We start from the raw sequence: 20,257 nt of genomic DNA, 5'->3' as shown, positions 1-20,257 counted from the left end.
AATAAAATTCAATCTAATTAAAAGAATTTTTATTTTTTTCTGATAGCAACTTACTTAAAGCTCCCTGCAGCTCGACAATTTGTCCTAAAGTTAACTGTTCTGCTCTAATAGTCGCAACATAGCCCAACTGCTGATATATTTGGGTTAATTCCTGGCGGTGAGCTTCAGTTTTGCCAAAATATGCTAAAAGATTATTCCAAAGAGTCTTGCGCTTATGGCAAAAAATAATCTGAGCAAATTTCGTAAAAGCTGCATAATCGGCAATCTTAATCGGTAAATCTGCCGTTAAATCAAATTTAACTACGGCAGAATCTACTTTAGGCTGTGGAATAAAAGCATTACGAGATACAATTTGAGTAATCGCCACAGCACTCTTAGCCTGAACGCTAACGCTTAAAGCCCCATATTCATGATGCTGAGGCTGTGCACAAACTCTTTGAGCCACTTCCTTTTGCATCATAAGCACCAGACTTTGTAAAGGCACACTCGTCTGCAAAAAGCGCATTAAAATCGGCGTAGTAATATAATAAGGCAAATTAGCAACTACTTTAACCGTACGCTGAGTTAAGTGGGCTTGTGTGAAAAATTCTTCCAAATTAACTTGCAAAATATCTGCTGGAATAATTGTAATATTTTCCAATGAGGCTAAATTTTCGCGTAAAATGGGAATTAAGTGCTGATCAATTTCCCAAGCATAAACATGGTCTGCAACTTTTGCCAGTTGCTGGGTGAGACCGCCAATTCCTGGTCCTACCTCTAAGATAATATCATCAGAGTTGATGTCCGCAGCGTCCACAATCTGATCGATTACCTGCGGATCACGTAAAAAATTTTGGCCTAAGGATTTATGAGCCCGCACCTGATAGCGATCTATAATCGCTCGCGTTCGTAAGGGATCCGCAATATCAAATTTTTCAACTACCATATAATTCCTCTTTTGCTTGTTTTAAGGCTGCTTGTAATTGGGGAGCTGAAATTGCAAACATTGCTAAGCGCCGGGGAAATTGCTTAGCATTGGCGTAGCCAATATGCAAGATATCGCCCACTAAAGAACGTAATTTTTGAGCATCTACTCCACCAAGTAAGCCCCAATCCACTAACTGCTGTTGTGCAATAGTTATGGGAGCTTGTGTCAGTGGTGTCCAGACCTGCTCTAATGCCTGTTTAATTACGGCTGCACTAGCATGTTCTAAACCTAAACTGCCCTGATGATTAGCAGGAACGCTATCTTGGCGTCGCAAGTAAACTTGTTTAGCCTGGGGAACAGCAGTCATGATTTTTTGGCGGATTTTTTGCCCATTAAAGTCAGGATCAGTAATCACAATTACCCCACGTTGCTGCTGGGCCTTTTTAATTAAATTAATGGTGGTATCACTAAGTGCGGAACCCTGGGTTTCAATAGTATCAACTGGTCCTAGTACTTGGTGTAAGCGTGCTGTATCTGAACGTCCCTCCACCACAATGACTTCTTTAATTCTTTTCATTTAACCGATACACCTCATGGGCATTTTGCCAAGTATAGTTTGCCACTTGTTCTAAAGTTTCTTGGCGGCATTTAGCAACAGCAGCCGCTACAAACCGGGTAAAACCAGGTTCATTTTGCTCACCACGATGGGGTTCAGGAGTTAAATAAGGTGCATCAGTTTCCACTAATAAACGTTCAGCGGGCGTATTTTGCGCAGCTACACGAACTTCCGGAGCATTTTTAAACGATACAACTCCGCTAAAAGAAATATAACAGCCCAAGGCTAAAAACTTCTCCAGCCAATCCAAAGGGCCATTGAAACTATGCATTATTACCCCAAAATGCGGCCAGTGGGCCCTTAACACCTCATAAGTGTCTGCAAAAGCATCTCGAGTATGAATATTAACTGGCAACTGATATTGCTCAGCTAAGTCTAGCTGCCGGGCAAATAGCTGCTGCTGTTGGGCTGGTTGGGGATTTTGGGGCCAATGATAATCTAAACCAATTTCTCCCACAGCTACAACTTGCGGCTGCTGTAATTGTTGAACTAGCAAATCTTCATCATACTCCGCAGCAAATTCCGGATGCCACCCAATCACAGCATGTAATTGCGGGTAATCATGCGCTAAAGTCAAGGCCCGTTCATTGAATTGCTGATTAGAACCTATAATTGCCATTTCGACTACGTCTAAATCTTGAGCGCGCTGCAAATAAGACGCGGTTTGTCCCCAAAAGGGATCGTCATTTAAATGTGTATGTGCATCAAAAATTTTCAAAATTTACCTCATTATTCCTTATTCCACGCTGGAGCCATTCACTAAAGTCTGGGGAACAATTACTAATTGAACTTGACCGTCATGTTCAGCTGACAATAACATACCTTGACTGACTACGCCCCGCATTTTGCGCGGTTTAAGATTTGTAATTGCCAATACTTTTTGGTGCTGTAGACTTTCAGGGTGAGGATAAAATTCCGCAATTCCAGAAATAATTTGCCGAGTTTGACCGCTACCATCATCTAATTGAAATTGTAATAAGCGATCTGCACCAGCAACTTTTTGCACATCCAAAATTTCTACAACCTGAATTTGAATTTTATTAAAATCATCAATTTGAATTTGGGCTTTCGCACTAGCGGCGGCTTTAGCAGCGGCCGATTTGGAAGTCTTCAAACTACCAGCAGCTTGAGCCTTTTTTTGCTCTTCTGTCATTTTTTGCTTAATATAAGCAACCTCTTCATCAGCATCCAAGCGTGGAAAAATTGGCTGTGGCTGCGCTACTACTTGAGCTTCAGGGAGATGTCCGAATTCAACCTGATCTAAAGCTGATTGATCCAAACCTAATTGCTGTAAAATTTTAGCTGGCGCATGAGTCATTACGGGACTGATTAAGATTGCAATAATCCGTAAAGATTCTGCCAAATGAGCCAAAACATTCCCTAATTGTGTTTTTTGCTGGGGATCTTTAGCTAATACCCACGGTTCAGTTTGATCGATATACTTATTGGTGCGACTGACTAATTTCCAAGTAATATCTAGAGCAGTCGAGAATTCATAGCGATCCATCGCTGCATCATAATCTTGTAAAGTCTGAGCTATAGTGGCCTCCAAATCTTGATCAATGGCAGTTTTTCCTGATTGTAGTGCTGGCATTTGTCCGGCAAAATATTTGTTAATCATCGCTACAGTTCGGTTTAATAAATTACCCAAATCATTAGCCAAATCATAATTAATCCGATCAACAAAATCTTCCGGTGTAAAGATTCCATCACTGCCGAAAGGAATAGCCCGCATTAAATAATAGCGTAAAGCATCTAAGCCATAACGTTCTACTAACATTTCAGGGTAAACTACATTACCCTTGGACTTACTCATCTTGCCATCTTTCATCAACAGCCAACCATGACCAAAAATGTGCTTCGGCAACGGCAAACCTAGGGCCATTAAGATAATTGGCCAATAAATAGTGTGAAAACGCATGATTTCTTTGCCCACAAAATGGACATCAGCTGGCCAAAACCGCTCAAACAAGCTTGGATCATCACTCCCGTAACCTAAGGCAGTCACATAATTCAATAAGGCATCCACCCAAACATACACCACATGTTTCGGATCACTAGGGATTGGCACACCCCAATTAAAGCTCGTTCTTGACATTGCTAAATCTTCTAGACCCGGTTTAATAAAGTTATTAATCATTTCATTTTTACGAGTCTGTGGCTGAATAAAATCGGGATGATCTTCATAATATTGCAAAAGCTTATCTGCGTACTTGCTCATTTTAAAGAAATAAGACGGCTCTTTAACAAGTTTCACTTCATGTCCAGAAGGTGCTCGGCCGCCAATAACCTCACCTTGGTCATTACGATAAACTTCTGCCAATTGAGATTCAGTAAAGTATTCTTCATCATCAACTGAATACCAGCCGGTATATTCACCTAAGTAAACATCCCCCTGATCAATCAGCTTCTGAACAATTTTTTGTACAGCTGCTACGTGTTCAGGATCAGTAGTACGAATGAATTTATCATTAGAAATTTCTAGAAGCTTCCATAAATCCTTAATTTGTCCCGCCATTTTATCAACATAAGCTTGGGGAGAAAGATTTTGGGCTTGAGCCTTTTGCTCAATTTTCAAACCATGCTCATCAGTTCCGGTTAAAAAGAAAACATCAAAACCACGAGAGCGCTTATAGCGGGCTAAGGTGTCCGCCGCTACAGTGGTATAAGAATTACCAATAGTTAATTTACCCGAAGGATAATAAATTGGGGTTGTAATATAATAGGTTGGTTTTTCAGACATTTTTTACTCACTTCCATCATTATTGTCATAAATTATAGCATTGCCCGCTTCGACAAAAAAGTGGCGATTAGCTATCTTCATTATAAATATATCACTGATCATTATTAGTCTGGCGATCTTGCTGTTGACGATACACTTTAGCCTGATACTGGCGGGTAATAATCCGTAAGTCTTGAAACAAATCTTGCAAATACGAACGATATTGTGGCTTTGCGACAGCGGCTAATTGCTTGTTCTGTGTTATTAAATCTTGCCCACGCGTAGCCAATAACGCTGCTTGGGGCTGTTGATGTTCGACAGCCTTTTGAGCAAGATCCAATTTTTGGGCGAATAATTGTAAAATTTGTTGATCTAATTGCTGCATTTGTGCTTCATAATCACTATTGCGGATCATTTAACCGTGACCCCCTTAAAAGTATCCACAGCATCAGCCACAATCATTTCTCCTCCAGTTGGCATTGGTAAAGGAGTTTTATTGATAGCAATCAATTGTGCTGCTTCTTGACGGTATTGAATCAATCCAGCAAAAGGATAAACTTGAAAACTAGTTCCAACTACAATAATTAAATCTGCCGCGGCAACCGCCTGTAAAGAGCGGCTAATACTATTCTCATTAATGCTTTCACCATAAAGAACAATGGAGCTGCGAATGATACCACCACAATTTTGGTGCCGATAATCCTGCAGATATTCATGCCAATCCACTGCCTGACCGCATTTGGTGCAGTAGGTATCATATAAAGTACCGTGAAATTCTACCAAATTTTTACAGCCGGCCTTGCGATCTAAGCCATCCACATTTTGCGTAATTACTAACCCTTTTTGATTGGCAATTTGAGCCATTTTTTGATGAATGATATTAGGCTGAGCTTGAGGGAAATATAAATTTTCCTTCACAAAATGCCAATAATCAGCGGGATGTTGAATAAAATTATCATGACTAAGCATGTATTCAGCATTTTTCTTACCCGCATATACACCCGTTTCCGAACGATAGTCCGGAATTCCTGAAGCTGTAGAGACACCAGCTCCAGTCATAAACACAATCTGGTGTGCTTGTTGCAGAGCTTGATTTAAATCCACCATCAAAATTCCTCTTTTCTTAACGCAAATAATAATGAATTTTTTGCAATTGTAAAAATTGAGACACTGGCAGTTGATAGAGCTGACGGTACTGTTCTGGCGTCGGTTCAGCCGCAAAATATAACGTCGACACCATTTGCTGATCATTAAGACCCACCAAGGCCAAAGCCCGCTTACTTGTTTGTCGATCACTAAAGTCTAAGTGTTTAATCTGGAAAACTTGGTTCACATTTAATCGCAGTTGGCGCTGACTTAAAACCGGCTCCAGAGCCACAAATTCCTGAAAAGGCAACAGAGGAAATTGCTGATTCTGCAAAATTTGATTAAATTGGTTAAATAGTCGCACTTCTTGTCGCCTCAGAGAAAATGCTGTCGGTTCTAATTTAGAAGCCAGCAATTGATATAATTGCTGAGCGGCTGCCCAAGAATGGGGGTAATGCTGCTGCCACTCATCCAAATCTTCACCTTGACTAAAAGTTAAAGCATCTAACATCACTAAGGTATCAAAGATAAAATAATGGTCAACATCCGTCGTTTCGGGCACTAATTGCTTACGTAAACCGCGCTTAAAGTCATCTTTAATGGCAGCAGTAATTTCTTGATTTTGATAATGCTGCTGCATGATTAATATGTGTTCGACGCTACCAATTAAAGCAATCGTACAAACCTGTAAATCCCGATCTAATTCAGGTTGAGAACTAGTCACCGGAAATCTAACCTGCGCAAAATCACTCAATTCCACTTGTAAATGCCGCAACTCATGGGCCAAAGTAAAGTCCGGATTGCTAGATTGAGCCATTTCCAAATGGATTTTGCCGGCATTATCTTTTTTGTGGCCAGATTGGTCAAAAGCCAGCCAATTTTCTCGGCGGCCATTGTCCTCTAATACGATGGAACATTGAGCTTGTTGTTGTACTTGTTGATATAATTTCTGCACTGGCAAACTAAATTTTGTTATTTGCATATCTTTCCTCACTAATTGTACAATAATCACAGAACTAATTTGATTATAGCATTATCTTGAAAGGAGTCCTCTTTAATGAAAATTTCTGTTCCGCTAACTCAAGGTCAACTGCCGGCTGCTTACGGCAAATTTGCTCAGCCGCAAACTTTTAAAAACGGCCATCCTTTAGTATCTTTTCCCATTCACATCACCGACGTCCCTGCGCAAACAGCTAGTCTGGCTCTTACCTTTGTTGATCCTGATTCAATTCCAGTAGCTGGTTTTCAATGGATCCACTGGACAGCGGCTAATTTACCAGCTGATCTGACTGAAATTCCCGAAAATGCCAGCCAAAAGCCACCATTTTCAATGATTCAAGGCAAAAATTCCACTGCGAGTCCTTATATTAATGAAACAGATCCTACTATCAGCCAGCGCTATGTCGGACCTACTCCGCCCACCGGTATTCACCAATACGAACTGCGAGTATACGCTTTAGACAAAGTATTAGATTTGCGGCCGGGATTTTGGATGAATGAACTTCAACATGCAATGTCTGGACATATTCTCTCCCATCAAAAATTAATCTTGCCTTACCGTGGCTAATTCCTATTAGCTATCCTGGGATAGAGTCTAGGGAAATTTGTTCTAAATATTCTTGTAAGATGCCGTTTCGTAAGCCTGCTTTGCTAAAACAAATTTGCTGGACTGCAAAATAATCAATAATCGTTTTTAAGGGTAATAATCCGGCAGGCATAAATGGCGCCCGTTGAGTTTCCATGTGCTCTAAAGTGAGGTTTTGGGCAAGAGAATTTTGCTGGATTAACTGCACCCAAGAATTAACTTTTGCTGCTGATAACCAGTGGGCAGCAGGCTGATCCATTATTGTAAACAAAGTCCGGTGAACTCCGCCAATAACTACTAAGCGCCGCATATTATGGGAATTAATCTGTTGGAGGCCTTGTTGCAAGTGCTGCTGTACTTTCTTAATTTGGGTGCTGGATAATTGCGTAGGCGCGTGCAGACTATCATACAGCTTCACGGCTCCAAAAGGCCAACTTCCCGCTTGCAGCAACTCTTGTTGACCCACGGCCCCCATTTCAAAACTACCGCCGCCAGTATCTAAAAATAAAAAATTCTGCAATTGTAGATCAGTTTGAATCGCTAACGCGTCATAAGCTGCTTCTTGTTTGCCGGATAAGACTCGAATCTTAATTTGAGCTTGCTGCCATGCAGCTTGAATAAAATCTTGTTTATTTTTTGCCTGCCGAATTGCTTCCGTCGCGGTGGCAATAACCTGATCCACTTGTTGTTGGTTGATAATTTGCTGGAACTGCCGCAATGCTGCAATTCCTGATTGAAAATTAGCTGTATTAATTTCCCCCGCAGCTGTCATATCTTTAGCCAGCTGAACAAAATGACGATAGCGCTCCAATTCGTGATATTGCCGCTGGGCATCGATTTGATATAAGACCATGCGAATAGAATTGGAACCAATATCAATTAAGGCCACTTTTGTCATGACTTTATCCCCCATAATTATTCTTTTAAACAGAATACACAAGATTGGCGCAAAATGCGACCCCCTGAGAAAATATTAATTTTAAATTCATTTTATTATAAGTCCGATTTATATATCCAAAAGTAGTACTTTAATAGATTCTCTGCTTTGCAATTCTAAAATCTTGATCAGGTCGCATTCTAATTGCCCGTAGATTGATTCTAATAAAACCTTAAAAATTTTATTTTTGTTGCTGATACTATCGGCATCCCAATGAATTTACTAATAACTAATCCTAACTCTACTATAAAACACTAAGGTAATAAATAAGCCCCCTTTACAGGAGGCTTATTTTTATTTAACTAATTTTTCTAGTGCTTGGCGTTGATATTTAGTCTGCAGCTGGTGCGTTAACTGCTTTTGCTGAGTTAAAGAGTAGTGGGGATGCTGCTTCAACTCAGCTAAAACTTGCTGGCTGACTGTTTGTTTTAAACGCGCCTTAACTTGCGGATTAGCCAGTTTAGCAGGGAGTGCTTTAGCTTGACCAGTAGATAAAACTAACCAAGATTGCGGCACATAAAAAGTATTAACAGTTTGAATATGATGCCCCTCATTACCTGCTACGCCAAACAGCGCTCGATAAAAATTATTGCGATAGTGCCATTGCTTCTTTTGCGAAACTAAATGGGGCTCTTGAGAAGTACGTTTAACTTTAATAGTAGTTTGTTCGGGGCTAGTATGTTGAGTTTTTAAATTAGCCTGATAAATATACACCCGATTCTTTCCATTAGTACCGATATTTTTATAGAGCAATAGAGGCAAAGAAGAATGCGGATTAGCGCTTTGAATTGTCGTTTTGGTAGTCTGAACTTGAGGCTGCATACCAAAATGGAAGGTATCATTTGCGACCATTAAAGCTAAAATGCCAATAATAAACAAATCACAGATGGCGCGTATCCAATTGGCTACTTGGCGATTATCAACATACACACCGCCAAAATAAGCGATTAAAGTCATAATTACTAATAAAAAAATAATCATCTTATTTCACCTCCTGCTGCAAATCAACAGAACGTTGCTTATCTTTAAGTAGAAATGACATGGTAAAGGTTATCAAACATAACAGAACTGCAACGCCAAAGGCCGCTCGATAACCCATAATAGTTGACGAGGTCATTTGATCTTTGTAAGCGAGCGGATTAGCTGTTAATAAATGGTGAGCAGGCTTCAAAGTGTTAGTGACGTTCGTTAAAACACTAATCAAAACCGCAGTCCCCATCGAAGTAAATACTTGCCTAGTTGTATTATTAACCGCTGTTCCGTGACTAATTAAATCAAACGGCAAAGAGTTCATACCCGAAGTAGTAACCGGCATATTAACCATAGAAATACCAAACATTCTAAAAGCATACAATACTACAATATATAAAGTCGAAGTTTCTTTAGTAATAAACAAAAAAGGAATTGTTCCTGCTGTTAAGAAAAACATCCCCGTAGTTGCTAAGCGTTTAGCGCCGTACTTATCAAAAGCTGCTCCAGTTACAGGACTCATAACACCCATGATTAAAGCTCCTAATAGTAAAGCTAAGCCAGAATGAAAAGCTGAGAGGCCTTTAATCATTTGCAAATAAAGCGGCAAAATCATTTCAATACCCATCATTGCCATATTAGTTACCGAAGATAAAACTACTGACAAAGAAAATTCAGGAGATTGAAAAACGCGCAATTGCAAAAAAGGATTTTCCAAGTGTAATTGCCGCCACACAAATAAGCCAATAATCACAATACCCAACAAAATTGACCCATATACTAAAGGCGAGGCCCAACCATGATCACCCACAGAAGAAAATCCATACAATAAACTACCAAAGCCTAAAGTAGATTCTATAATAGATAAAATATCAATCGAATTATCAGACGTCCTTAATACAGAGTGCATAGTAAAGAAGCTGGCAATAACTACTAACGCTACAATAGGAATGATAATACTGAACAAATCTCTCCAAGTCCAATTGTCAATTACCCATCCAGATAAAGTCGGACCAATCGCCGGAGCCAAACCAATAACTAAGCCGCCTAGGCCCATAGCCATACCCCGCTTTTGTGGTGGGAAAATAGTTAACATAATTGTCTGCATTAAAGGCATCGTCACCCCAACAGCCACACCTTGGATTAAACGCCCGCTTAACAGCATGCCAAAACTATTAGCAAAATAACAAATCACCGTGCCGACTAAAAATGTACTCATAGCACTAATATAGAGTATCTTAGAGTTTACCCGAGTGCTAATCCAAGCACTAACAGGAATCATCACTCCATTTACCATCATAAAACCAGTGGTCAGCCATTGAACTGTAGAAGCCGAAATATTAAAAGCTTTCATTAAAGTCGGAAAGGCCGTTGCCAGAATGGTCCCATTTAAAACTGTACAAAAAGTTCCCGCTAATAAAGTTATCACCATCGCAATTTTATTGAAAGTTTTACCATTCATATCGACAGTTTCACTCATAACAACACCTCATTTTTTACTAGTTTTGGTCAACTCGGCAATTAACTGCCGATAATCAACCTTTTTCAAATCATTTTCCACACGCAGTACCAACTCATCTAAAGTCTGCAATTCTTGCGCATTTAAATCTTTAAAAATCACCTTATCCCAATTATCCAAAAAATTATTCAACGCCTGATAAATTTTGGTTGCTTGAACTGTAGGATAAACTAATTTTTTACGATGATTATTCGGATCTTCATGACGCACAATCAGCTCCTGGTCTTCTAAATTGCGCAAACCACGAGCCACACTGGCTTCATCTGCCATTACATAATTGATAATATCACCTTGGCTGCAGCCCGGCCGAGCAGCTACCATCGTTACTAATAACCCCTCAAATACTTTTAAATTATAGGGCTTCAAAAATTCTTGCAGTAGTCGGCGCTTTAAGCGATAAAACCCAATTTCAAAATGTAAAAAAGATTTGCTATTCATAACGTCCCTCCTCCAAAGAAAACATAAAATATTATAAGCACTAACTTGACTTTAGTCAAGTGTTTACATATGCCAAGTCAAATGATTAAGCTCGTTCAAATAAGCAATATTCGTTTTATAGTGTTAAATTACCGTTTTAAGGCTATAATACTATCTATTATCATAAATAAACGTATTTTATTTAATTAAATACTTGATATAGTTCGTATTTTATATTAAAATGGTTCCATCTTAATCATACGGAGGTCGATTTTAAATAATGTTTAACTGGAAGCAAAAATTAACTACAGCTTTAGCAATTGCCATGGCCGCTACACCAGTCCTGGCTTCTACCGCCCAGGCAGCGCAATATACGCCCCACAAGTTAACAGTTCAATTTGTCCCGTCAACTGATGCGAATTCTATTGAAGCTAAGGCCAAGCCTTTAGAAGGTTTATTGTCCAAACAGCTAGGCATCCCGGTCAAAGTCAGTGTTTCGACCAACGATAATACTATTGTCGAAGCCATGGGTGCCAAAAAAGTAGATGTCGGTTTTTTACCGCCAGATGCCTACGTTCAAGCTCACCAGCAATATCATGACAAGGTCATTCTACAGTCTTTACGTCACGACTCTAATAAAGCCGGTACTAAAGAAAGCAAAAAATTAGTTGATTTTTTCCGGGCACAAATTTTCGTTCATCAAGGCAGCAAAATTAAAAATATTAAAGATTTAAAAGGTAAAAAAATTGCTGTCCAAGAAACGGCTTCTACTTCCGGCTGGATTTATCCCGTAGTCGAGCTTTACCAACATGGAATTGATATCAATAAAAATAAAATTAAAACCGTACAAGTAAAAGGCCATGATCAAGGAATTCTTTCAGTTTATAACAAGGACACCGATGCCGCTTTTGCTTTTCAACGGGCACGGATGATTGTCCAAAAAGACACCCCCGATGTTATGAAGAAAGTCGTTCCCATTTACACAACTGCTAAAATTCCGAACGATACCATTACTGTTCGTGGAGATATGAGTCCTAAATGGCAGCAAAAAATTGCTAGCGCCTTTATTAAAATCGCCAAAACCAAAAAAGGGCATAAGATTATTTCCGATGTATATAGTCACGAAGGCTACGTTCGTTCTAAAGACAGCAACTTTAATATTATTCGTAAATATGACAAAATTGCCCAAAAAATCAATCACTAATTGCACTTCAATTACGGCCAAAGCTGTTTAAAATTGTTGCCCAGACTAATCGCTAGGTCTCAATTTCAGGCTTTGGTTTTGTGCTATTTCAGATAATAAACTACAAACAAATTTTGATATAAGAAGTAACCCCACAAGGTTAATAATGACTCTTTGGTGGGAAGAAAGGATAAATATGACCACATCGATTATTTCTATTCAGGATGTTTCGAAAATTTACGCTAATGGAACTATTGGCTTAAGCCATATCAACTTAGATATTGCCGCTGGAGAATTTGTCGTAATTGTTGGACTTTCTGGAGCCGGCAAAAGTACTCTTTTACGGACTATTAACCGTATGCATTCTATTAGCAGCGGTGACATCTTAATTAACGGCCAATCCATTAGACACTATCAAGGTCAAAAGCTACGGGTTTTACGTCGAAATATTGGGATGATTTTTCAAAATTTTAATTTAGTTGAACATTCCACCGTTCAGCGTAATGTGTTATCAGGACGAATCGGCTATTACTCCACTTGGCGCAGTATTTTGAATTTTTTTTCTAAAGCGGATAAGCAAAAAGCCGTTCAGGCATTGCAGCGCGTTAATTTGGCAGAAAAGTTATATACCCGCGCTGATCAGCTATCAGGCGGCCAGCAGCAACGAGTAGCAATTGCAAGAGCCTTAATGCAAAATCCACAAATTATTTTGGCGGATGAACCGATTGCCTCCTTAGATCCCTTAACTACCACAGCCGTTATGAATGACCTCAAGCGTCTCAATCAAGAATTAGGAATTACGGTTTTAGTTAATCTGCATTCCGTGCCCATTGCGCAAAAATTTGCTGACCGCATTGTCGGGCTGCGGGCTGGTAAATTAGTCTATGACAAGCCTATTGAACAAGTTCAAGCAGATGACTTTCAGCAGATTTATGAATCGACTCCCGCTTCTAGTGAGGTACGCGCATGAATCAATTACCCACCCAAAGCTGGACAGCTAAATGGCATTTGAAAACTATCATTATTGTTCTGATTTTATGCGGACTGCTAATTAAAAGTGCGCAAATCTGTGAAATCAACGGCAGCGCATTAAGCCAAAACTTTTCTCAATTTTTTGATTTGTTAAAGAAAATGTCCCATCCCCAGTGGAGTTATGGAGAAATCGTCCTCCAGCCTATTATTGAAACCATTAAAATGGCTATTATCGGTACAACGCTTGGTGCCATCTGTGCCTTGCCGCTTTGCATTTTTGCCGCACGCAATATCATTACTAACCGTTTTATTACTAGCAGCATTCGGTTTATTTTAAACATTATCCGGACTATTCCAGATTTAATGTTAGCAGCAGTTTTTGTAGCTATTGTCGGTATTGGGCCTTTAGCCGGGATTTTTACTTTGGCTGTTTTTTCTTTTGGAATGATTGCCAAGTTATTTTATGAAGCGATCGAAACTATTGATAACGGTCCGTTAGAAGCCTTAGAAGCCGCTGGCGCCAACAAGGTGCAAATCATAGTCTTTGCTGTCCTTCCGCAAGTAATGAATAATTTTATTAGTTATTTTTTGTATACCTTAGAAATCAATGTGCGGGCTTCCACAGTCTTAGGTTATTTAGGAGCTGGCGGAATTGGCGTCTATTTGCAGCGTTCGCTGGATTCTTATAATTATCAACAAACAGCCATTATTATTTTAGCTATTTTAGTAGTGGTTTTAATAATTGATGGTTTAAGCAACTATTTACGGGAGAAATTACTGTGAAAAAAGCGACAACTAAAACTCAACTCAATTGGTTTATTACAATAATCATTTTACTGTTAATTTATTGGTTCAGCTTTCAAGGAATTAATTTTTCAGGTATTAAGGATTCAGCCGGGCAAGTTCTTCAAGCTATTATTCATGGTATCGTACATCCCGAGTGGAAATATGTTTACGACGGTTCTGGGGAAGACTTAGTCAGTTTACTAATTCAAACTTTGGCGATTGCCTTTTTAGGAACTTTTATTTCCGCCTTGTTAAGTGTTCCCTTTGCCTTTTGGGCGGCACGCAGTAATCATGAATTAGCTGGGCACCCACGCTCTAATTCTGGTAAAATAATTTTAACAGTGGTGCGTACTTTTCCAGAAATCGTCCTCGCCATTATGTTTATCAAAGCGGTCGGTCCAGGATCTTTTGCTGGCGTTTTAGCTGTCAGTATTCATTCCATTGGAATGTTAGGCAAACTCTTCAGTGAAGCCATTGAAAATATGGATCAACGTGCTAATGAAGCCTTAGTTAGTGTCGGAGGAAATTCTTTGCAAGTTTTATTTTTGGCAACCTTACCGACAATCATGCCGGAATTTTTATCTTATACACTTTACCGCTTTGAAATTGCTGTGCGTTCAGCTTCTATCTTAGGAATGGTAGGCGCTGGTGGAATTGGTACACCGCTGCTTTTTGCAATTCAAACCAGAAATTGGAGTCGCATGGGAATTATTTTAATAGGAATTATCATCATGGTAACTCTCATTGACTGGTTTTCTGGAATCCTCAGAAAGAAGTTAGCTTAATGAAAATCAAAATTTTATCAACGAGCGATATTCACGGTTACTGGTACCCTACCACTTATAATCGCCCTGATGATTATCAGCCGCTAGGGCTTTTGAAGGCCGCTAGTATCATCAAGCAAATTCGCCAAAACAGTGAGGATACTGATTTAATTCTTACTATTGAAAATGGCGATTTTATTCAAGGTTCACCTCTTACCTATTATGCAGCCAAGGTCAAGCCTCAAGCTCAAAAGCTATATATGCAATTAACTAAGCAAATCGGTTATGATTTTGGTATTTTAGGCAATCATGAATTTAATTATGGGGCTTCATACTTAGAAAACTGCGAAAAAGACCGCAACTATCCCATTTTAGCTGCTAATATCCAGACTGATAGCCCGGCAGTCGATGGTGCGTATCGAATAATTGAACATCAAGGATTAAAAATTGCTGTCGTCGGTTTTACCACCCAATTTGTCCCCCATTGGGAAGATCCGCGTCATATAGCAGGCTGGCGCTTTAATTCTGTGGTCGCTACAGCCAAAAAATTAATTCCGCAGCTACAAAAACAAGCAGATATAATTGTTGTTGCTTACCATGGGGGCTTTGAACGCGATTTACAAACTAATGAACCTACAGAAACCCTAACTGGTGAAAACGAAGGCAGTCAATTGCTGCAAGAGGTACCGGGGATTGACGCCTTAGTAACTGGACATCAACATCGGGCTTTAGCAACTACGGTGCACGGTATTCCTATAACTCAGCCAGGCTATCAAGGGCGGTATGTTGGTGAAATTGACATAGAAGTCAACAGCCAAAAACAGATAATTAACCAGCAGGCACAATTACATGAAGTTGAACCAGCTGACTTAGAACCTGCCTTGCAGCACTTAGCCGCACCGCTGCAACAAGAAGTTCAGACTTGGCTAGATCAAATCTTAGGCCAGGTAAATGGTGATATGACAATTGACAATCCGCTGCAAGCTCGTTTACACCATCATCCCTATCTAGAATTTATTAACCAAGTACAAATGCAGGCAACCAATACTGATATTGCTGGGACCGCTTTATTTAATGATAATATTCGTGGCTTTAACCATGACGTTAGTCTTCGCAATATCTTAACAAGTTATCCTTTTGCTAATACATTAGCTGTAGAAGTTATTACTGGTGCTGAACTGAAAGCTGCCTTAGAGCAAGCCGCTAGTTATTTTGCCTTCGAGGAGGGCCAAGTACAAGTAGCCGCCACCTTTTTAAAGCCGAAGGTGCAGCACTATAACTATGACGTGTATAGTGGCATTGACTATGAATTTGACCTACGCCAGCCGGTTGACCATCGGGTTGTCAAATTGCAATATCACGGTCACGAGGTTCAACCCCAGCAAGAACTGGAAGTAACTCTTAATCGTTATCGAGCTGCTGGTAATGGTAATTACCCCATGTTTAGTCCCGAAAAAATTGTTCGGGAAGTTCAAATCGACATGACCGAGTTAATCAGTGACTATTTCCGGCAGCACCCTGTTATTCAGGCTATGCAGCCTACTAATTTTACCGTTAAATATTAAAAGGGAGTTTATCATGAAAATCTACTTTGCCAATGCCTTATTCTCACAAGCAGAAATTAATTATAATGCTGCTTTAGCACAAAAAATCCGCCAACTCAGTCCCCAAATTGAACTTTATTTACCTCAAGAAAATGGCGAGATTAACAATAAACAAGCTTATGCTGATTCTAAAATGATTGCTCAAGCCGATACTCAAAAATTAACCAGCAGCGATTTGCTTGTGGCTATTTTAGATGGCAATACTATTGATAATGGTGTAGCCAGTGAAATTGGTGTCGCTTATGCAAACAAAATACCCATTATTGGCCTTTATACTGATAGTCGCCAACAGGGCGCCGATAATCAGGCTAAACTAGGCGCTTTAAGCCAAATTGCGGAAAATCAATTTCATTATCTTAACCTTTATACTACTGGCTTAATTAAACTTAATGGACAGATTGTTAATAATGAAGCCGACTTATTAAAGGCTGTTCAACAGCACTTAAGGTAATTACGCTTTTTTATATAAACACAAAAATAACCTGGATAATAATTATCCAGGTTATTTGCTGTCTCTTAACTATCTTTTCTTCTGTTCCACACAGAAAAATCTTCCACAATTATTCAAAATAATTAACCCCAATAGCAGCACGAACTTCTTGCAAAGTTTGTTCCGCCACTTCATTGGCAGCTTGGCTGCCCTGCTTTAAAATGCGATAAACTTCACCTAAATCCTGCTCATACATCTGGCGACGCTGACGAATAGGATCCAAGACAGCATTTAAGACCTCTTCTAAATACCGCTTAACCTTTACATCACCCAAGCCACCTGCTTGATATTGTGCCTTTAATTGCTTAATATACTCTTTGTCAGTACCAAAAACATCTAAGTATTCAAAAACAATATTGCCAGCAATTTGTCCCGGATCTTCTACGTGAATATGATTAGGGTCAGTATACATTTTCATTACTTTTTGATGCACAATCTCCGCACTATCAGAGAGATAAATGGCATTATCTAACGACTTGCTCATTTTAGCATTGCCATCTAATCCTGGCAGCCGGCCTTGACCTTGAGGAGGAAAAATTCCTTCTGGCTCTACCAAAACATCTCGTTGATAGATTGAGTTAAAAGAACGAACAATTTCGCGAGCCTGCTCCAACATCGGCTCTTGATCATCACCTACAGGCACTGTATCGGCCTTAAAGGCGGTAATATCAGCAGTTTGGCTGACAGGATAAGCCAAAAAGCCGGCAGGTACACTTTCACCAAAATTTTTTTGTTTAATTTCGGTTTTAACAGTAGGATTACGCTTTAAGCGCGCTAAAGTTACCAAATCCAAATAATACATCGTTAACTCATTGAGAGCGGGAATTTGCGACTGCACAAAAATTGTCGACTTGTGGGGGTCAATCCCCACTGCTAAATAATCTAAGGCCACTTCGGTTAAACTCCGGCGAATCTTCTCCGGATTGCGGGCATTATCGGTTAAAGCCTGCATATCAGCAATCATAATAAAGGTGCGATAATCTCCTGTATTTTGTAACTTAACGCGATTTTTTAAAGAACCAATATAATGGCCGATGTGTAGTTTTCCGGTCGGACGATCAGCTGTTAAAATAGTATGTTGAGACATATTTATTCTCCTTTATATTAAAAAATCCTATTGTTCCAAGGAACAATAGGACGACATTGCGCGGTACCACCTGTTTTGCAGATATATCATCTGCCGCTTTAAGCTGGCTTAAGGCGCCAAACACCAAATTCTCAGCTCCACTTCTTGTCACTACCGGGCTAACCTTGCAGCTAACGGCTAGTCTCTGTTTTCCCGTAGAAACAATACTTTGCACTTTCATTTAATTAAAACAATATTATAATAACTTCTAAACAAATGTCAAATTAATTTTGAATCCACTTTTAAATGAATTAAAAAACTTATAATAATATAAGGAAGGTTTATAATGCAATTTCCTAATGAAACTAAGGCGGCTGAACAAAAACGTGTCACCTATGTTGATGACATCATTAACCAGCAGCTGCAGGAAACCCAAATTAATATTGAACAAGCTCAGCACGAACGCCGCCAAGTAGAATTAAATTTTGGTGCTAATACCCGGGCTAATTATATTGAAACCGATGATATTATCGAAACCAATGCTACCTTACAGCAGCAACGGCAATTAATGACCAGTGCTGTCAGCAATGAAGAGATTCTCCAACAAAAACAGCGCGCCTTACAAGCCTTAGCAGGCTCTCCTTACTTTGGCCGCATTGATATCCAAGAAGACGGCGATAACGACACCCTTTATATTGGCACAGCCTCTTTAAGTGATGAACAAGGAGAATTTTGGGTTTATGATTGGCGTGCACCTATTGCCAGCATTTATTATAATGGCACCTTAGGTCAGGTACACTATGAAGCACCGGCTGGGCGCCAAGAGGTCACCTTGCAGCGCAAACGCCAATTCTCTATTCGTAACGGCCAAATTGAAAATATGTTCGACACCAACGAAACAATCGGCGATGAAATCTTAAAAAATGCCCTTGGTCAAGCCAGCAGCGCCCAAATGAAAAATATTGTTGCAACCATTCAGCGGGCGCAAAATCAAATCATTCGTGATACAAAAACAGCACTCCTAATCGTGCAAGGAGCTGCCGGGTCGGGGAAAACTTCCACGATTATGCAGCGGATTGCCTATCTGCTCTACCATAGTCGTCAACAATTAGATGCCGAACAGATTATTCTATTTTCACCTAATAATCTGTTCTCTAATTATATTGCTCAAGTATTGCCTAGTTTGGGAGAAAAAAACATGCGGCAAGTGACCTTGCAGACTTTTTTGGCCCGCCGTTTACATGGTGTCCAAATTCAATCTTTATTCCAAAGATTTGAACAAGACCAAACCACTTATAGCCCGGCTCTTCACCAAATTCGTCAATATAAAGATAGCCTTGATTTTGTTACTGCCTTACAAGCTTATGGTCGACAAGCTGATTTAACCCAAGCTTTTTGCGACGTGATCTTTGAAGGCCGGGTATTCTTTAAAAAAGAAGAAATCCAATCCCTTTATCACCAGCTGCCCCAGGCCTTATCGAGTGCCGATAAATTTTTACAAACTAAAAACGCCTTGATAAAAAAATTACAGCACCATTTACATCAACAAGAACAGGCCGATTGGGTTCTAGAAGCCTTGGATGACATGTCCGAGGCTCAATACCAACAAATCACCCAGAAACTGAATTTAGAAAATTATACCAGCAGCCAACAGCAACAGTTATTAGCACGTAAGTTTTTAAAAGACTATTATCGGCCAGTTTATGCCGCTCTTTATAATGATTATTTCTTTGATATCTTTAAGTTATACCAAAACTTTCTACAACATGTGCGGCCCGACTCAATTAGTCCCACGACATGGCAGGAGATGATTGCTGATGTAAATGACAATTTAGAGCACCACTACCTGCAGCTAGATGACGCCAGTGCCCTCTTATATTTGCAGCAATTGGTAACAGGCAGCGGCCAAAACCAGCGCATTAAATATCTCTTTATTGATGAAATGCAAGATTATTCTGCCATGCAGCTAGCTTATATCCAGCACTCCTTTCCCAATGCTAAATTAACTTTATTAGGAGACATTGAACAAAACGTATATGCCCATCAGCAGCTTTCTCAAAAGCGTTTTGAAACTTTAACCCACCTATTCCCACAAAAAAAGGCTGCTTTAATTACGCTGAACCAAAGTTACCGCGCAACTGCAGCCATTACTAATCTTGCCAAGCAATTCATCCCTTCTGGTGCACAAATTCAAGCCTTCAATCGAGCCGGTGAATTGCCCACCTTATGGATTAGTGACGCCGAATCTTGTCAGGCCAAAACCCTCCAATTAGCTCAAGAATTTGCGAAAAAATATCGCAGCGTCGCTATCATTACCAAAACCCAACAACAAGCCCAAAAGCTCAGTGATATTTATCAAAATCAAGCCAGTTTATTAACTGAACAAAATAGTAAAATACCTGATGGCATTGTCATTTTGCCTGTCTATTTGGCTAAGGGGTTAGAGTTTGATTGCGTTATTGGTTATGATGTCTCTACTCAAAATTACTCTTCTTCCAACGATTGGGGAATTTTATATACTATCGCTACTCGAGCCTTGCACCAATTAAATTTCACCTGCAATCAGCAACCAGCAACCATATTTCAGCAGGTACAACCCCAAAGTCTTCATATTAAAACAATTTAACCCGAACG

General features: G+C 39.7%; 20 protein-coding genes. 8 read left to right on the top strand and 12 right to left on the bottom strand.

The features are described 5' to 3' along the window. Positions 1 to 13: 13 nt before the first annotated feature. The 7 genes from rsmA to EQ827_RS03160 form a co-directional block, all read right to left on the bottom strand. The gene (gene rsmA / locus EQ827_RS03190) at positions 14 to 925 is read right to left on the bottom strand and encodes a 16S rRNA (adenine(1518)-N(6)/adenine(1519)-N(6))-dimethyltransferase RsmA (protein ID WP_181189540.1); all 912 of its coding nucleotides are present in this window, start codon (positions 923 to 925) and stop codon (positions 14 to 16) included. Continuing rightward, complete coding sequence (gene rnmV / locus EQ827_RS03185) at positions 915 to 1,484, bottom strand: ribonuclease M5 (RefSeq protein WP_181189539.1); 570 nt, start codon at positions 1,482 to 1,484, stop codon at positions 915 to 917. The genes rsmA and rnmV overlap by 11 nt, the downstream gene beginning before the upstream one ends. Continuing rightward, positions 1,471 to 2,241 carry a TatD family hydrolase gene (locus EQ827_RS03180; protein ID WP_181189538.1) on the bottom strand — a complete coding sequence of 257 codons (771 nt, stop codon included), beginning with the start codon at positions 2,239 to 2,241 and terminating at the stop codon, positions 1,471 to 1,473. The genes rnmV and EQ827_RS03180 overlap by 14 nt, the downstream gene beginning before the upstream one ends. A gap of 18 nt (positions 2,242 to 2,259) precedes the next feature. Then, positions 2,260 to 4,266, bottom strand: a complete 2,007-nt coding sequence (metG, locus tag EQ827_RS03175; RefSeq protein ID WP_181189537.1) for a methionine--tRNA ligase — start codon at positions 4,264 to 4,266, stop codon at positions 2,260 to 2,262. A 91-nt stretch (positions 4,267 to 4,357) separates the two neighbouring features. Then, positions 4,358 to 4,660 carry a chorismate mutase gene (locus tag EQ827_RS03170; protein ID WP_181189536.1) on the bottom strand — a complete coding sequence of 101 codons (303 nt, stop codon included), beginning with the start codon at positions 4,658 to 4,660 and terminating at the stop codon, positions 4,358 to 4,360. Then, positions 4,657 to 5,352 carry an NAD-dependent protein deacylase gene (locus tag EQ827_RS03165; protein ID WP_181189535.1) on the bottom strand — a complete coding sequence of 232 codons (696 nt, stop codon included), beginning with the start codon at positions 5,350 to 5,352 and terminating at the stop codon, positions 4,657 to 4,659. Before EQ827_RS03165 ends, EQ827_RS03170 begins: the two co-directional genes overlap by 4 nt. 16 nt (positions 5,353 to 5,368) lie before the next feature. Next, entirely contained in the window at positions 5,369 to 6,313 is a 945-nt protein-coding gene (locus tag EQ827_RS03160) for a hypothetical protein (protein ID WP_181189534.1), read from the bottom strand. 75 nt (positions 6,314 to 6,388) lie between these two features. Here EQ827_RS03160 and EQ827_RS03155 point away from each other — a divergent pair, with 75 nt between their 5' ends. Beyond that, a complete protein-coding gene (locus EQ827_RS03155) occupies positions 6,389 to 6,898 on the top strand; it encodes a YbhB/YbcL family Raf kinase inhibitor-like protein (protein ID WP_181189533.1) in 510 nt (169 codons plus the stop codon). Positions 6,899 to 6,908: 10 nt separating this feature from the next. On the opposite strand, the gene EQ827_RS03150 is transcribed toward EQ827_RS03155, so the two are convergent. From EQ827_RS03150 to EQ827_RS03135, 4 genes are all read right to left on the bottom strand, one after another. After that, on the bottom strand, positions 6,909 to 7,814 hold the full coding sequence (locus EQ827_RS03150; RefSeq protein WP_181189532.1) for a Ppx/GppA phosphatase family protein: 906 nt from the start codon (positions 7,812 to 7,814) through the stop codon (positions 6,909 to 6,911). A 333-nt stretch (positions 7,815 to 8,147) separates the two neighbouring features. Next, positions 8,148 to 8,834: a DUF4811 domain-containing protein gene (locus EQ827_RS03145; RefSeq protein WP_181189531.1), complete on the bottom strand. Its 687-nt coding sequence runs from the start codon at positions 8,832 to 8,834 to the stop codon at positions 8,148 to 8,150. 1 nt (position 8,835) lies between these two features. Then, positions 8,836 to 10,302, bottom strand: a complete 1,467-nt coding sequence (locus tag EQ827_RS03140; protein ID WP_181189530.1) for an MDR family MFS transporter — start codon at positions 10,300 to 10,302, stop codon at positions 8,836 to 8,838. 9 nt (positions 10,303 to 10,311) lie between these two features. Beyond that, the gene (locus EQ827_RS03135; protein ID WP_181189529.1) at positions 10,312 to 10,779 is read right to left on the bottom strand and encodes a MarR family winged helix-turn-helix transcriptional regulator; all 468 of its coding nucleotides are present in this window, start codon (positions 10,777 to 10,779) and stop codon (positions 10,312 to 10,314) included. A gap of 259 nt (positions 10,780 to 11,038) precedes the next feature. On the opposite strand from EQ827_RS03135, the gene EQ827_RS03130 reads away from it, so the two are divergent. The 6 genes from EQ827_RS03130 to EQ827_RS03105 all read left to right on the top strand — a co-directional run bounded on the left by EQ827_RS03130 (position 11,039) and on the right by EQ827_RS03105 (position 16,518). Next, the gene (locus tag EQ827_RS03130; RefSeq protein ID WP_181189528.1) at positions 11,039 to 11,962 is read left to right on the top strand and encodes a phosphate/phosphite/phosphonate ABC transporter substrate-binding protein; all 924 of its coding nucleotides are present in this window, start codon (positions 11,039 to 11,041) and stop codon (positions 11,960 to 11,962) included. A 175-nt stretch (positions 11,963 to 12,137) separates the two neighbouring features. Further along, entirely contained in the window at positions 12,138 to 12,911 is a 774-nt protein-coding gene (phnC, locus tag EQ827_RS03125; RefSeq protein WP_181189527.1) for a phosphonate ABC transporter ATP-binding protein, read from the top strand. Beyond that, positions 12,908 to 13,696 (top strand): phosphonate ABC transporter, permease protein PhnE, encoded by a 789-nt coding sequence (phnE, locus tag EQ827_RS03120; RefSeq protein WP_181189526.1) that lies wholly within the window; start codon positions 12,908 to 12,910, stop codon positions 13,694 to 13,696. Before phnC ends, phnE (EQ827_RS03120) begins: the two co-directional genes overlap by 4 nt. Beyond that, positions 13,693 to 14,484: a phosphonate ABC transporter, permease protein PhnE gene (gene phnE / locus EQ827_RS03115; RefSeq protein ID WP_181189525.1), complete on the top strand. Its 792-nt coding sequence runs from the start codon at positions 13,693 to 13,695 to the stop codon at positions 14,482 to 14,484. Before phnE (EQ827_RS03120) ends, phnE (EQ827_RS03115) begins: the two co-directional genes overlap by 4 nt. Continuing rightward, entirely contained in the window at positions 14,484 to 16,028 is a 1,545-nt protein-coding gene (locus EQ827_RS03110) for a bifunctional metallophosphatase/5'-nucleotidase (protein ID WP_181189524.1), read from the top strand. Before phnE (EQ827_RS03115) ends, EQ827_RS03110 begins: the two co-directional genes overlap by 1 nt. 13 nt (positions 16,029 to 16,041) lie before the next feature. Continuing rightward, the gene (locus tag EQ827_RS03105; protein ID WP_181189523.1) at positions 16,042 to 16,518 is read left to right on the top strand and encodes a nucleoside 2-deoxyribosyltransferase; all 477 of its coding nucleotides are present in this window, start codon (positions 16,042 to 16,044) and stop codon (positions 16,516 to 16,518) included. Positions 16,519 to 16,627: 109 nt separating this feature from the next. Here the strand turns inward: EQ827_RS03105 and trpS are convergent, their stop codons facing one another. Further along, positions 16,628 to 17,644 carry a tryptophan--tRNA ligase gene (gene trpS, locus EQ827_RS03100; protein ID WP_181189522.1) on the bottom strand — a complete coding sequence of 339 codons (1,017 nt, stop codon included), beginning with the start codon at positions 17,642 to 17,644 and terminating at the stop codon, positions 16,628 to 16,630. A 325-nt stretch (positions 17,645 to 17,969) separates the two neighbouring features. Between trpS and helD the strand changes: the two genes are divergently transcribed. After that, on the top strand, positions 17,970 to 20,249 hold the full coding sequence (gene helD / locus EQ827_RS03095; RefSeq protein ID WP_181189521.1) for an RNA polymerase recycling motor HelD: 2,280 nt from the start codon (positions 17,970 to 17,972) through the stop codon (positions 20,247 to 20,249). The last annotated feature ends 8 nt before the right edge of the window (positions 20,250 to 20,257 follow it).

Source organism: Bombilactobacillus bombi, assembly GCF_013607485.1.
GTDB classification, from domain to species: Bacteria; Bacillota; Bacilli; order Lactobacillales; family Lactobacillaceae; genus Bombilactobacillus; species Bombilactobacillus bombi_A.
Note: the sequence above shows the minus strand (reverse complement) of the source record. Positions and strands in the feature narration are given on the sequence as shown.